Here is a 14,398-nt window from a genome sequence, read left to right on the forward strand (position 1 = left end):
GAGTGCGGACATGGCGAGTCGTCCGGCTCGCCCGACCACGGGGGTTCATCACCATGCGTACGACCGTTCTCGCCGCCGCCCTGGCGGCCACCGCACTCGTCCCGGCCACCGCCCCGGCGTCCGGCGCCGCGCCGGGCACCGACCACCGGCCCACGGGCCAGGAACGCACCCGCAGCGCGCCGCACTCCCCTCCGAAGGGGCTCGCCCCGTGCGGGGCGGGGCAGCTCTGCCTCTGGGCGGAGCCCGACTTCGCCGGGGCCGCCCAGGTCCACGAGCTGTCAGGCGTCGACATCGAGAGCTGCGTCCCGCTGCCGGCCGGCCGCCCCGCCCAGGCGCTCGTCAACCGCACCGGGCGGCCCGTCACCACCTACCAGTCCGCCGAGTGCGCCGAGACCGGCGAATTCGAGACATACCCGGGCGGGGGCACCTGGGTGCCCCGGTCGCCCTACACGGTGCGGGCGTTCAAGATCTGGGAGAGCTGAGGGGGGTGCAGTGCGTTCCCGGCCCGGGGCCGGGAACGCCGGAGGGCGGCGGGGCCGTGAAGCCCTGCCGCCCTCCGGGGGCTCTCCCGCCGCTCTCCCGCGGGACCGCGAGTTCCCTACGCGTCGCCGCCGGCCGGGCCGGGACCCGCCGCGGCCACGTCCAGCAGCTCGTAGCGGTCCAGCGCCGTCTTCAGCGCCGAGCGGTCGATCTTGCCTTCCTTCGCCAGCTCGGTCAGCACCGCCAGCACGATCGACTGCGCGTCGATGTGGAAGAAGCGGCGCGCCGCGCCCCGGGTGTCGGCGAAGCCGAAGCCGTCCGCACCCAGCGACTGGTAGGCGCCGGGAACCCAGCGCGCGATCTGGTCGGGCACGGAACGCATCCAGTCCGAGACCGCCACGAACGGGCCCTCGGAGCCGGACAGCTTCCGCGTCACGTACGGGACCTGCTGCTCCTCCTCCGGGTGGAGCAGGTTGTGGCGCTCCACCTCCACGGCCTCACGGCGCAGCTCGTTCCAGGAGGTCGCCGACCAGACGTCCGCCTTCACGTTCCACTCGTCGGCCAGGATCTGCTGGGCCTCGACCGCCCACGGGACCGCCACGCCCGACGCCAGGATCTGGGCCGGGATCTGGCCCTTCTCGCCCGCGCGGTAGCGGTGGACGCCCTTGAGGATGCCGTCCACATCGACGTCGGCCGGCTCGGCCGGGTGCTGGATCGGCTCGTTGTAGACGGTGAGGTAGTAGAAGACATCCTCGTTCTCGTCGGGGGTCCCGCCGTACATACGGCGCAGACCGTCCTTGACGATGTGCGCGATCTCGTAGCCGAACGCCGGGTCGTAGGAGACGCAGGCCGGGTTCGTCGAGGCGAGCAGCTGCGAGTGGCCGTCCGCGTGCTGGAGACCCTCACCGGTCAGCGTCGTACGCCCGGCGGTCGCACCCAGTACGAAACCGCGCGAGAGCTGGTCAGCCATCTGCCAGAACTGGTCACCGGTGCGCTGGAAACCGAACATCGAGTAGAAGACGTACACCGGGATCAGCGGCTCGCCGTGCGTGGCGTACGCCGAACCCGCGGCGATCAGCGAGGCCGTACAGCCGGCCTCCGAGATGCCGTCGTGCAGCATCTGGCCCGTCGGCGACTCCTTGTAGGCAAGGAGCAGCTCACGGTCCACCGACTCGTACTGCTGGCCGAGCGGGTTGTAGATCTTCGCACTCGGGAAGAAAGCGTCCATGCCGAAGGTGCGGTACTCGTCGGGCGCGATCAGCACGAAACGCTTGCCGATCTCCTTGTCCCGCATGAGGTCCTTCAGGACGCGGACGAACGCCATGGTCGTGGCGATCGACTGCTGACCCGAACCCTTCTTCGCGGTCGCGTACGCCTTCTCGTCCGGCAGGGGCAGTGGCTTCGCGCGCACCACACGGGTCGGGACATAACCGCCCAGACCCTTGCGGCGGTCGTGCATGTACTGGATCTCTTCCGAGTCGCGGCCCGGGTGGTAGTACGGCGGGTTACCGTCCTCCAGCTGCTTGTCCGCGATCGGGATGTGCAGACGGTCCCGGAAGCGCTTGAGGTCGTCCGCCGTGAGCTTCTTCATCTGGTGGGTCGCGTTGCGGCCCTCGAAGTTCGGGCCGAGCGTCCAGCCCTTGACCGTCTGCGCCAGGATGACGGTCGGCTGGCCCTTGTGGGCCTTGGCCGCCGCGTACGCCGCGTAGACCTTGCGGTGGTCGTGGCCGCCGCGCCCCAGGTGCAGGATCTGGTCGTCGGACATGTCCTTGACCATCTCGCGCAGCCGCGGGTCGTCGCCGAAGAAGTGGTCGCGGATGTACGCGCCGGTCTCGGTGGCGTACGTCTGGAACTGGCCGTCCGGGGTGGTGTTCAGCTTGTTGACCAGGATGCCCGTGCGGTCCTGCGCGAGCAGCGGGTCCCAGGTGCGGTCCCAGACCAGCTTGATGACGTTCCAGCCGGCGCCCCGGAACTGGGACTCCAGCTCCTGGATGATCTTGCCGTTGCCCCGGACCGGGCCGTCCAGGCGCTGGAGGTTGCAGTTCACCACGAAGGTGAGATTGTCCAAACCCTCGCGGGCGGCGATCGAGAGCTGGCCGAGCGACTCCGGCTCGTCCATCTCGCCGTCGCCGAGATACGCCCAGACGTGCGACGTGGAGGTGTCGGCGATGCCGCGCGCCTCCATGTAGCGGTTCATCCGCGCCTGGTAGATCGCGCCGAGCGGGCCGAGACCCATCGAGACGGTCGGGAACTCCCAGAAGTCGGGCATCGACCGGGGGTGCGGATAGCTGGACAGCGCGTGTCCGGCCTTCGACTTCTCCTGGCGGAAGCCGTCGAGCTGCGCCTCGCTCAGCCGGTCGAGCAGGAAGGCGCGGGCGTAGATGCCGGGGGACGCGTGTCCCTGGAAGAAGATCTGGTCGCCGCCCAGACCGTCGTCCTTGCCCCGGAAGAAGTGGTTGAAGCCCACGTCGTACAGCGAGGCGGAGGAGGCGAAGGTGGCGATGTGGCCGCCGACCCCGATCCCCGGGCGCTGGGCGCGGGAGACCATCACCGCGGCGTTCCACCGGGTCGCGTTGAGGACCTTGCGCTCGATCTCCTCGTCGCCGGGGAAGAACGGCTCGTCCTTCGTGGCGATCGTGTTGACGTAGTCGGTGCTGCGCATCTCCGGCACGGCGACGCGCTTCTCCCGCGCGCGCTCGATGAGCCGGAGCATCAGATAGCGGGCCCGCTCACGGCCGCGCTCGTCGACGGCGGCGTCGAGGGAGTCGAGCCATTCCTGGGTCTCTTCAGGATCGAAGTCCGGGACCTGGCTCGGAAGGCCGCCAATGATGATCGGGTTGCGATCGGATCCGGAAGCCACGCTGTTCCTTCGCTGTTCGGTGCTGCACTTCGGGGCCTGGTTGCGGGGAAACGTACCCCCGTGGTGGCCGCGTACGCCGCCACCATCGTGTACCGCGAGGACCTAAACGTCATCTCTACTGTGGGGTAACACAAGGTTCCCGGACGCCGTGTCCGGGCACGAGTGTCAGCAGCGAGAGGGCGGCCCTGCCCAAACCGCAACCATACGCCCAACCCGGCCAAGCGTTCCCAAAGCCCGTTCGAATCCGAATGGCGGAGCGAAACGGCATAAGCTGAGGAAGGACGTAAAGGGTCCGGACACCATTCCCGGCCCCGTAGGAGACATGCCGGAAGTTGCGGCGACGTGGCATGGAACGTCACCGTTTAGGCGGTCTCGGACGCCGGGTACTTGCGCGATTCGCCGAGCCCGTGTGGACTACGGCCAACGCCCCGCGCACGCGCGTGGCTGAAGCATTTTCCGAAACATGATCAGGAGGCAACCCGTGAGCGCGACCGCGGACCACGCGGAGGAACGGACCAACACGGCCGTAAGGCTTGGGTTCGAACCCGGACAGGTGGTCCAGGAGATCGGCTACGACGACGACGTCGAGCAGGAGCTCCGTGAGGGCATTGAGGCCACAATCGGCCAGGATCTCGTCGACGAGGACTACGACGACGTCGCTGACGTCGTCCTGCTGTGGTTCCGCGACGAGGACGGCGACCTTACGGACGCGCTGGTGGATGCCATTGGTCTGATCGAGGACGGCGGGGCGGTCTGGCTGCTGACGCCCAAGACCGGCCGAGACGGATACGTCGAGCCGAGCGACATCAACGAGGCTGCCCAGACAGCTGGTCTTGCCCAGACCAAGAGCATCAACGCGGGCAAGGACTGGACGGGCAGCCGTCTGGTCACCCCCAAGGGGGCCAAGGCCAAGCGCTGAGCTCTTCCGACACCACCGAAGGCCCCCGGACGGCATCACGCCGTCCGGGGGCCTTCGTACGCGCCGGAGCGGACCTGCCCGGGCTCCCCGCGGAACGCTGCGTAGGGTGGGTGTCACCCGGACGGCCCAGGCCGGGGAAGTGGTGAACGTTTGCGAAGGGACGCGTTTCACATGGCGATCGAGGTCGGCACGCAGGCTCCGGATTTCGAACTGAAGGACAACCACGGGCGGACCGTGAAGCTGTCCGATTTCCAGGGTTCTCACGGTGCCAAGAACGTGGTGCTGCTCTTCTACCCCTTCGCCTTCACCGGGGTCTGCACGGGTGAGCTCTGCGCGCTCCGCGACGAGCTGCCGCAGTTCGAGAACGACGACACCCAGCTGCTCGCGGTGTCCAACGACTCCATCCACACCCTGCGTGTCTTCGCCGAGCAGGAGGGCCTGGAGTACCCGCTGCTCTCGGACTTCTGGCCGCACGGCGAGACCTCGCGGGCGTACGGCGTCTTCGACGAGGACAAGGGCTGCGCGGTGCGCGGCACGTTCATCATCGACAAGGACGGCGTGGTCCGCTGGACCGTCGTCAACGGGCTGCCGGACGCGCGTGACCTGAACGACTACGTCAAGGCGCTCGGCTCGCTCTGAACGGAGCCCTGGAGCCCCGGAGGCCGGTGAACTCCTGATCCGGAGGCCGGTGAACCCCTGATTCCGGGGGCCGGCGGTCCCGGATCCGGGGATCACCCTGCGGTTGCCTGCCAAAAGCCTGTTTTGGCAGGGAACCGGTCACTAGGATCCAATCGTTGATCCGATGCCAACGCACGACGGGGGCGACTGGTGTCTGCCGGCCCTCTCAAACTTTTGGAGGACTCGTGGGAGTCAGCCTCAGCAAGGGCGGCAACGTCTCGCTGACCAAGGCCGCGCCGAACCTCACCGCGGTCATCGTCGGTCTGGGCTGGGATGCCCGTACGACCACCGGCGGAGACTTCGACCTCGACGCCAGCGCTCTGCTGACGAACGCCGAGGGCAAGGTCGCCAGCGACGGGAATTTCGTCTTCTTCAACAACCTCAAGAGCCCCGACGGCTCGGTCGAGCACACCGGTGACAACCTCACCGGTGAGGGCGAGGGCGACGACGAGGTCATCAAGGTCAACCTCGCCGGCGTCCCGGCCGACGTCGACAAGATCGTCTTCCCGGTCTCGATCTACGAGGCCGAGAGCCGCCAGCAGAGCTTCGGCCAGGTGCGCAACGCGTACATCCGCGTGGTCAACCAGGCGGACAACAGCGAGCTCGCGCGCTACGACCTGAGCGAGGACGCCTCCACGGAGACCGCCATGGTCTTCGGCGAGCTCTACCGCAACGGCGCCGAGTGGAAGTTCCGTGCCATCGGCCAGGGGTATGCCTCGGGTCTGCGCGGCATCGCGCAGGACTTCGGCGTCAACGTCTGAGCCGGTCCGGGGGGACCCTCCGGACACAGCAAGCTCCATCGCGTCCGGAAGGCGCCGTGCCGGCAGAAGACCGTCCACAGACTCGGGGAGGACACACCATGGGCGTCACGCTCGCCAAGGGAGGCAATGTCTCCCTCTCCAAGGCCGCACCCAATCTCACTCAGGTGCTGGTCGGGCTCGGCTGGGACGCACGATCCACGACGGGAGCCGACTTCGACCTCGACGCCAGCGCACTGCTGTGCCAGTCGGGCCGGGTCCTCGGCGACGAGTGGTTCGTGTTCTACAACAACCTCACCAGCCCCGACGGTTCCGTCGAGCACACCGGTGACAACCTCACGGGTGAGGGCGACGGCGACGACGAGTCCGTCATCGTGAATCTCACCCAGGTCCCGGCTCACTGCGACAAGATTCTTTTCCCTGTCTCGATCCATGAAGCCGACAATCGTGGGCAGACATTCGGTCAGGTCAGCAATGCCTTCATCCGGGTGGTGAACCAGGCGGACGGACAGGAGCTCGCGCGCTACGACCTCAGCGAGGACGCGTCCACGGAGACGGCGATGATCTTCGGTGAGCTGTACCGCTATGGCGGGGAGTGGAAATTCCGTGCAGTGGGGCAGGGGTACGCGTCAGGGCTCCGCGGCATCGCTCTAGACTTCGGGGTCAACGTTTCGTAAAGCCGCGCACGGCGCGGGGGAGCCCCGTACACAACGGGAGACCCGTTACTTACACGATGGGGTAGCCAGTGGTTCTGAAAACCTTCGGCTGGTCGTTCGCGGTCACCGCGCTCGGCCTGGTCGCAGCGGTCTTCTACGGGGGGTGGCAGGCATTCGGCATCGTCGCGATCCTGTCGATCCTGGAGATCTCGCTGTCCTTCGACAACGCGGTGATCAACGCCGGAATCCTGAAGAAGATGAGTGCCTTCTGGCAGAAGATCTTCCTCACCATCGGCGTGCTCATCGCCGTCTTCGGTATGCGACTGGTCTTCCCCGTCGTGATCGTGGCCGTCAGCGCGCAACTGGGGCCGATCGAGGCGATCGACCTCTCCTTCAACGACCCTGACCGGTACAAGGAACTGGTGACGGACGCCCACCCGTCCATCGCCGCCTTCGGTGGGATGTTCCTGCTCATGATCTTCCTCGACTTCATCTTCGAGGACCGGGACATCAAGTGGCTCGGCTGGATCGAGCGCCCGCTCGCCAAGCTCGGCAAGGTCGACATGCTGTCGGTCTGTGTCGCCCTGATCGTCCTGATGGTCGCCGCCATGACCGTCGCGACCCACGCCCACCAGCACGGTGGCGGGCACGCCGACAAGTCGTCCACCGTGATGCTTTCCGGCATCGCGGGTCTGATCACCTACCTCGTGGTCGGCGGTCTCTCCGGCTTCTTCGAGAACAAGCTGGAGGAGGAGGAAGAGCGCGAGCACGAAGCCGAGGAGCAGGCCAAGAAGGCCGGCAAGCAGGCCTCTCCGGTGCTCCTCGCGGGCAAGGCCGCGTTCTTCATGTTCCTCTACCTCGAGGTCCTGGACGCCTCCTTCTCGTTCGACGGCGTCATCGGCGCCTTCGCCATCACCAACGAGATCGTGCTGATGGCCCTCGGCCTCGGTATCGGTGCCATGTACGTCCGTTCGCTCACGGTGTACCTGGTCCGCCAGGGCACCCTGGACGACTACGTCTACCTGGAGCACGGCGCGCACTACGCGATCGGTGCCCTGGCGGTCATCCTCATCGTCACCATCCAGTACGAGATCAACGAGATCATCACCGGTCTCGTCGGCGTCGTGCTCATCGGCTGGTCCTTCTGGTCCTCGGTGCGCCGCAACAAGGCCATCGCGTCCGCCGGCGGCTCCGATTCCAAGGCGGAAGTCTCCTCCGGGGTGTGACCCGGTAGGGATTGAGGAACGCTCTCTCTGCGGGGCGGCCCACAGCGGCGGTTCTCCGGGAACACCCGGACCCGGCCCGGTGGCCGCCCCGCAGTGACGTGCGGGGCGTGCGCGGCGTGTGAGCCGTGCGCGTGGGGTCGGGCGGTACTACCGGGACACATGTGGGGGTTGGGATGGCCTTCTGGGACGGCCTGTTCGCGGGACGGGCGGCACAGTTCGAGTCGGGTAACTCCGCGACGAACTCCATCGTGCTCTCCCGGCGCAACGCGACGGTCTCGCTCACCAAGCAGGGCGCGCTCTCCGGCAACCTGCGCGTCAACCTGTCGTGGCGGATGCGTACGTCGGACATCGGGGGCAGATCGCGGCAGAGCGGCCGGCTGCTGCGCCCGCTGAAGCTCTTCCAGCCCGACGTCGTCCAGGCCCACACCCAGGGCATGGTCAACGTCGACCTGGACCTGGGCTGCATGTACGAGCTGAAGGACGGCACCAAGGGCGTCGTACAGCCGCTGGGCAACCTCATCGGCGATCTGAACAGCGCGCCCTACGTCAGGCTCAGCGGGGACGACCGCTTCGGTGCGCCGTCCGGCGAGACCGTCTATGTGAACCTCGACAAGCGCGACGAGATCAAGCGCCTGCTCTTCTTCGTCTACATCTACGACCAGACCCCGGCCTTCGACCGTACGCACGCCAAGGTGACGCTCTATCCGGGCAACGGCCCGCGCATCGAGATCGAGCTGGACGAGCGCGCCCCGCAGGCACGCTCCTGCGCGGTGTTCACGGTGGACAACAGCAAGGGCGAGCTCGTCGTGCGCCGCGAGGTGAAATTCGTGTACGGCTTCCAGTCGGAGCTGGACCGGATGTACGGCTACGGCATGCAGTGGGGACGCGGCTACAAGACGCGGGCCTGAGTGCGCGCCGTGAAGGGCCGCCGTGGCGCCGGTTCAGGACCGGAGGAACTGCGGGCCCTGCGGGGGGAGCACGAAATTCGGGTCGGCGGCGGGCGCCGCCGCCGCTGCGGGCTGGGGATAGCCGTAGGCGGGCTGGGCCGCCGCCGAGGGCTGCGGGTAGCCGTAGGCGGGCTGCGGGGCCCCGGTGGGCTGCTGCGGGTAGCCGTAGGCCGGCTGGGGCGCCACGGACGGCTGCGGGTAGCCGTACGAGGGCTGCTGGTGCTGGATCGTGGCCTGGCTGTCGGGCGCGGCCTGCGTGGCGTGCGCCTGGGTGGCGTCCGGAGCGGGCGGGAAGGACACCTGGGCACCGGACGCGGGCTCGGCCTGGGGGCCGGGCTCGGAAGCCGCCTCCGCCTCGTCCACCGAGATCCCGAAGGCGGTGGCCAGCCCGATGAGGCCCGTCGGGTAGCCCTGGCCCACCGCGCGGAACTTCCAGCCGTCGCCCCGCCGGTACAGCTCGCCGCAGATGACCGCGGTCTCCTCGCCGGTCTCCGCCCTCACGTCGAAGACCGCCAGCGGTTCACCGTCGGCCGACGCCGCGTCGTACAGCGATATGCGCAGATCGCGCACCTGCTCGAACGGCACCTCGTCGCAGGACGCGGCGATGACCACCTGGTCCACGGACGGGTCGAGCGCGGAGAGATCCGCCTCGATCGTGTCGGTGAGGCCCTCGGGAGCACTGCGCTTGGGCAGCCGCCGCACGTGACCGGAGGGGTGGCGCGGCTGGTTGTAGAAGACGAAGTCCTCGTCGGAACGCACCCGTCCGGAGGAACCGAGCAGCAGGGCGGAGGCGTCCACATCGGGGACCCCGGCGCCCGGGGTCCAGCGCAGCACGGCCCGTACGGCCGTGGCGTCGAGAGGGACGTTCGAGCCCTTCAGCATCGCGTGCGTCATGGCGGTCATCCTGCCTGCTGGTGGGGCGCGCGGACAACGCGGGGGTGCGAAACAGTAGGCCAGGACGTGTTCGCGCCGGGCACGCAGGCGCGCCGCGCGGGGTGTGAGATACGGCGGGGTTACCCGAAGTTCATATGGGTGGGGAACCTCCGACACCTGTCCGAACGTACTATTACCGGCCACACGTTGTCCCGTCTATCAGGCAGTACGGGGGAAACACATGCGTCATTTCGGGCACATCTCGCCCGCTGTCCGGGAGGGTCTGTTCTTCAGGGAGCCGTGCGAATTCAGCGCGGACTCCCCCTCCCGCATGCTGTCGGCGGCGCTCGGCGCCACCCTCTACAGCCCCGCGACCCGGCCCAGACTGGCCGACGACGTGATCAAACAGGCCGGGCTCGGAGTCGTCTCCATGGTGCTCTGCCTGGAGGATTCCATCGACGACGCCGAAGTGGTCGGGGCCGAGGCCAATCTCGTCCGCCAGTTCGCCGATCTGGAGACGCGGGCGGCCGGTGTGCCGCTGCTCTTCATCAGGGTCCGTGAGCCGGATCAGATCTCCGACCTCGTGCGGCGGCTCGGAAGCTCCGCCCGACTGTTGTCCGGATTCGTACTTCCCAAATTCACCGAAGAGCGCGGAGAACTGTTCCTGGAAGCCCTCACCGCGGCCGAAGCGGACAGCGGACACCGGCTGTTCGCGATGCCCGTGCTCGAATCACCCGAGCTGCTGCACCTGGAGACCAGGGGCGAGACCCTCCGGGGAATCGCCCGTACCGTCGACAAGTACCGCGAGCGGATTCTCGCGCTGCGGCTCGGCGTCACCGACTTCTGCTCCGCCTACGGTCTGCGCAGGGCGCCCGACATGACGGCGTACGACGTCCAGATCGTCGGCGCCGTCATCGGGGACGTCGTCAACGTGCTGGGCCGGGCGGACGGCACGGGCTTCACCATCACCGGACCGGTGTGGGAGTACTTCCGCCTCCAGGAGCGGATGTTCAAGCCCCAGCTGCGCCGCAGCCCCTTCATGGGGCAGGCCGAGGAACTGCGCACCACGCTCATCGAGCACGACCTCGACGGGCTGCTCCGTGAGATCGAGCTCGACCGGGCCAACGGACTGCTCGGCAAGACCTGCATCCACCCGTCCCACGTCCTCCCCGTGCACGCGCTGTCGGTCGTCAGCCATGAGGAGTACAGCGACGCGCAGGACATCCTGCGGCCCGAGCGGGGCGGCGGCGGAGTGCTGCGTTCGGCCTACACGAACAAGATGAACGAGGTGAAACCGCACCGGGCCTGGGCCGAACGGACCCTCCAGAGGGCCGAGGTCTTCGGTGTGGCCCAGGAGGACGTCGGCTTCGTGGAGCTCCTGGCCGCGGGCGTGACGGACTGAACGCGTCAACGGGCGGGCTGGGCCGCCCCGCGGGCGAGCCCGCCGAGCGGATGACCGACCGGACGACCGACAGGGTGGCCGACCGGACGACCGGGCGGATACGGGAAGAAGAGGCAGTGGACGTGGAGTGGTCGGGTAACTGGGTCGCGGGGCGGCTCGGGGTCGAGCTCGCCGGTGACGGGGAGATCCGGGAGCTGCTGGGCCTCGCCCTTCGCCGCAACCCGAAGCGGGCCCATCTGCTCGTGTCGAACGTCCTGGGCAAGCATGTGCCCCAGCGGCCCTCCGTCGTCCACGGCGCGGGATTCGAGCTCGGGGAGCGGGTGCGCCATCTGCTCGGCGAGGCCGAGGCCCGCCGCGCGGTCGTCCTCGGATACGCGGAGACAGCCACGGGCCTAGGCCACGCCGTCGCGGACGGGATAGGCGTCGCCCCCTACCTCCACTCGACCCGCCGGCCGGTCGACGGGGTCGCCCAGGCCGGCGGCTTCGAAGAGGCGCACTCGCACGCCACCTCGCACCTGCTGCTGCCCGAGGACCAGGACCTGCTGCGGAGCACCGGGGACGGCGCGCCGCTGGTCCTGGTCGACGACGAGTTCTCCACCGGCAACACCGTGCTCAACACCATCCGCGCCCTCCACGCGCGCTACCCCCGTGACCGGTACGTCATCGTCGCCCTGGTGGACATGCGGTCCGAGGCCGACCAGGGGCGCCTGGCCGAGTTCGCCGAGGAGATCGGCGCCCGCGTCGATCTCGTCGCCCGCGCCCGGGGCACCGTGGTCCTGCCCGACGGCGTCCTGGAGAAGGGGCGGAAGCTGGTCGCCGAGCAGGAGGCCGCCGCTGCGGAGAGCGAGCCTCCCGCCCCGCGCTCCGCCCCCGTGCGGGTCGCCGTCGACTGGCCGGCCGGAGTGCCCGACGGCGGACGCCACGGCTTCACCCCCGTCCACCGCGCGGCCCTCGAAGCGGCGCTGCCGGACATGGCCGCCCGCATCGCCGACGCCCTGGGTGACGCCCGCAGGGTGCTCGTCCTCGGCTTCGAGGAGCTGATGTACGCGCCTCTGCGGCTCGGCACCGCGCTGGAGGACGCCACCACCGCCGAGGTCCGCTACTCCACCACCACCCGCTCGCCGGTGCTCGCCGTCGACGACCCGGGCTACGCCATACGCAGCCGCCTTGTGTTCCCCGCCCACGACGACCCCGCCGACGGGCCCGGCGACCGTTACGCCTACAACGTCGCGGGCGCGGGCTTCGACGCCGTCGTCGCCGTCGTCGACTCCACGGCCGACACCCCCGCGCTGCACGCCCCCGACGGACTCCTGGCCCGGCTCGCGGGACACACCGACCGGGTGCTGCTCGCGGTCGTCCCGTCGTACGTCCCGCCGTACGCCCGGTCGCGGACCTCCCGTACGGACGCGCAGCCAACCTCCCGTACGGCCTCGTCGTCGTCCCTCCACAGGCAGGAAGCCGCCATGCTGCCCGAACCCCTCAGGGGCCCCGCCTTCTCCTCCTACGCCGCGGAAGACGTCGGCTGGCTGCTCCAGGACCTCTCGGACACGGCCCTGGAGGCCCCGACCGAGGAACGGGAGGAGGCCATCCAGAGCGGCGGCGCCCACTACGCCGAGTCGCTGCCCGTCGAATACCAGCCCAGCCCGCAGTACCAGGAGCTGTTCAAGGCCGCCCTGGAGACCTCGGCGGCCCGTATCGCCCGCGCCGTCGGCACGGTCACCGAGACGATCCTCGCCGAACACCCCGCCTCCCGGCTCCGCTCGGAGGGGAGGACCCCCGTCCTGGTCTCCCTCGCCCGCGCCGGCACCCCGGTCGGGGTCCTCATGCGCCGCTGGGCGATGCACCGCCACGGGCTCGACCTGCCGCACTACGCCGTCTCCATCGTCCGGGGCCGGGGCATCGACGCCAACGCCCTGCGCTGGCTGGCCGCCCACCACGACCCGGCGGACGTCGTCTTCGTCGACGGCTGGACGGGCAAGGGTGCCATCACCCGCGAACTCGCCGCCGCGCTGGAGGAGTTCGAGGGCTTCAGCCCGGAGATCGCCGTACTTGCCGACCCGGGCGGCTGTGTGCGGACGTACGGGACGCGCGAGGACTTCCTCATCCCGTCCGCCTGCCTCAACTCCACGGTGTCCGGGCTGATCTCCCGTACGGTGCTGCGCTCCGACCTGGTCGGCCCGCACGACTTCCACGGGGCGAAGTTCTACCGCGAGCTGGCCGGCTCCGACGTCTCCGGGCTGTTCCTCGACCAGGTCGCCGCCCGCTTCGACGAGGTCGCCGACGCGGTGGACGCCGAGGCCAAGGAACTGCTCGCGGCGGACCGCGCCCCCACCTGGGAGGGCTGGGCGGCCGTCGAGCGGATCAGCGAGGAGTACGGCATCCACGACGTCAACCTGGTCAAGCCGGGCGTCGGCGAGACGACCCGGGTGCTGCTGCGCCGCGTCCCCTGGAAGATCCTGGCCAAGCGGGGCGCGGGTGCGGATCTCGACCACGTACGCCTGCTCGCCGAGCAGCGCGGGGTACCGGTCGAGGAGGTCGACGAACTCCCGTACACCTGCGTCGGGTTGATCCACCCGAAGTACACCCGGGGCGCGACGGGCGCGGACGGCACGGCGGTGACGTCGAAGTGAGCGGGACGACGAGCACCCCTGCGAACGCCGGTGCGTCCGACGGCCCCTCCGCTTCTTCGGTGGCCGCGCCTGCCGCTGTCCCCGCGGCGGCTCCGGAGGGCGCCCCCGCGGCGGCTCCGGCTGTGGAGGCCGCTCCCGTGGCGGCTCCCGTGACGCTGGTGGCCAGCGATCTCGACCGCACCCTCATCTACTCCGCCGCGTCCATGGAGCTGTCCATGCCGGACGAGCGGGCCCCGCGCCTGCTCTGCGTGGAGGTGTACGGCCGGGCGCCCCTCTGCTACATGACGGAGACGGCCGCCGCCCTGCTCGACGAGCTGGCCCGCACGACGGTGTTCGTACCGACCACCACCCGGACCCGCGAGCAGTTCGGCCGCATCCACCTGCCCGGCCCCGCCTCCCGTTACGCGATCTGCGCCAACGGCGGGCACATCCTGGTCGACGGCGTCTCCGACCCGGACTGGCAGGCGCGGGTGGCCCGCAGGATCGCCGACGAGTGCGTCTCCCTCGCCCAGGTCCGCGCCCACATCCTGGCCACGTCCGACCCCGCCTGGCTGCTGAAGGAACGGGTCGCCGAAGAGCTCTTCGCCTATCTCGTCGTCGACCGCGCGGCCCTCCCCGAGGGCTGGGTGAAGGAGCTGGCGGGCTGGGCGGACCCCAGGGGCTGGACCGTCTCCCTTCAGGGCCGCAAGATCTACGCCGTGCCCAAGCCGCTCACGAAGAGCGCCGCGATGGCCGAGGTGGCCCGTCGCACCGGCGCCACGAGGACGCTCGCCGCCGGCGACTCGCTCCTGGACGCGGACCTGCTGCTCGCCGTCGACCGGGCGTGGCGCCCGGGACACGGTGAGCTCGCGGACAGCGGCTGGGGGGCGCCCAACACCGAGGTGCTGCGGGAGCGGGGCGTCGCGGCGGGTGAGGAGATCCTGCGCCGCTTCCTGCGCGCCGCCGATGCGCGTCCGGCGGGTCACTGAG

General features: G+C 69.6%; 12 protein-coding genes. 10 read left to right on the forward strand and 2 right to left on the reverse strand.

Going from position 1 to position 14,398, the window contains the following annotated elements:
• Window positions 1-53 precede the first annotated feature (53 nt).
• On the forward strand, window positions 54-482 hold the full coding sequence (locus ACWCQM_RS12965; RefSeq protein WP_450915349.1) for a peptidase inhibitor family I36 protein: 429 nt from the start codon (window positions 54-56) through the stop codon (window positions 480-482).
• 116 nt (window positions 483-598) lie between these two features.
• On the opposite strand, the gene aceE is transcribed toward ACWCQM_RS12965, so the two are convergent.
• Window positions 599-3,340, reverse strand: coding sequence for a pyruvate dehydrogenase (acetyl-transferring), homodimeric type (aceE, locus tag ACWCQM_RS12970; protein WP_450915350.1), 2,742 nt, complete (start codon window positions 3,338-3,340; stop codon window positions 599-601).
• Between the two features lie 481 nt (window positions 3,341-3,821).
• On the opposite strand from aceE, the gene ACWCQM_RS12975 reads away from it, so the two are divergent.
• The 6 genes from ACWCQM_RS12975 (at window position 3,822) to ACWCQM_RS13000 (ending at window position 8,485) form a co-directional block, all read left to right on the forward strand.
• Window positions 3,822-4,259: a DUF3052 domain-containing protein gene (locus ACWCQM_RS12975; protein ID WP_267077945.1), complete on the forward strand. Its 438-nt coding sequence runs from the start codon at window positions 3,822-3,824 to the stop codon at window positions 4,257-4,259.
• A 171-nt stretch (window positions 4,260-4,430) separates the two neighbouring features.
• Window positions 4,431-4,898 carry a peroxiredoxin gene (locus ACWCQM_RS12980; protein ID WP_450915351.1) on the forward strand — a complete coding sequence of 156 codons (468 nt, stop codon included), beginning with the start codon at window positions 4,431-4,433 and terminating at the stop codon, window positions 4,896-4,898.
• Between the two features lie 224 nt (window positions 4,899-5,122).
• Window positions 5,123-5,698, forward strand: a complete 576-nt coding sequence (locus ACWCQM_RS12985) for a TerD family protein (protein WP_450915352.1) — start codon at window positions 5,123-5,125, stop codon at window positions 5,696-5,698.
• A 98-nt stretch (window positions 5,699-5,796) separates the two neighbouring features.
• Window positions 5,797-6,372 carry a TerD family protein gene (locus ACWCQM_RS12990; protein ID WP_073747245.1) on the forward strand — a complete coding sequence of 192 codons (576 nt, stop codon included), beginning with the start codon at window positions 5,797-5,799 and terminating at the stop codon, window positions 6,370-6,372.
• 68 nt (window positions 6,373-6,440) lie between these two features.
• Window positions 6,441-7,577 (forward strand): DUF475 domain-containing protein, encoded by a 1,137-nt coding sequence (locus ACWCQM_RS12995; protein WP_450915353.1) that lies wholly within the window; start codon window positions 6,441-6,443, stop codon window positions 7,575-7,577.
• A 173-nt stretch (window positions 7,578-7,750) separates the two neighbouring features.
• On the forward strand, window positions 7,751-8,485 hold the full coding sequence (locus tag ACWCQM_RS13000; protein ID WP_450915354.1) for a TerD family protein: 735 nt from the start codon (window positions 7,751-7,753) through the stop codon (window positions 8,483-8,485).
• A gap of 33 nt (window positions 8,486-8,518) precedes the next feature.
• Here ACWCQM_RS13000 and ACWCQM_RS13005 read toward each other — a convergent pair whose 3' ends face one another.
• Window positions 8,519-9,427, reverse strand: a complete 909-nt coding sequence (locus tag ACWCQM_RS13005; protein WP_450915355.1) for a TerD family protein — start codon at window positions 9,425-9,427, stop codon at window positions 8,519-8,521.
• A 211-nt stretch (window positions 9,428-9,638) separates the two neighbouring features.
• On the opposite strand from ACWCQM_RS13005, the gene ACWCQM_RS13010 reads away from it, so the two are divergent.
• The 3 genes from ACWCQM_RS13010 (at window position 9,639) to ACWCQM_RS13020 (ending at window position 14,397) form a co-directional block, all read left to right on the forward strand.
• On the forward strand, window positions 9,639-10,799 hold the full coding sequence (locus ACWCQM_RS13010) for an HpcH/HpaI aldolase/citrate lyase family protein (protein WP_450915356.1): 1,161 nt from the start codon (window positions 9,639-9,641) through the stop codon (window positions 10,797-10,799).
• A gap of 50 nt (window positions 10,800-10,849) precedes the next feature.
• Window positions 10,850-13,429, forward strand: coding sequence for a phosphoribosyltransferase (locus tag ACWCQM_RS13015; protein ID WP_450915357.1), 2,580 nt, complete (start codon window positions 10,850-10,852; stop codon window positions 13,427-13,429).
• Between the two features lie 203 nt (window positions 13,430-13,632).
• Window positions 13,633-14,397, forward strand: a complete 765-nt coding sequence (locus ACWCQM_RS13020; protein ID WP_450915566.1) for an HAD family hydrolase — start codon at window positions 13,633-13,635, stop codon at window positions 14,395-14,397.
• The last annotated feature ends 1 nt before the right edge of the window (window position 14,398 follow it).

The organism is Streptomyces sp. NPDC002125, from assembly GCF_053593715.1.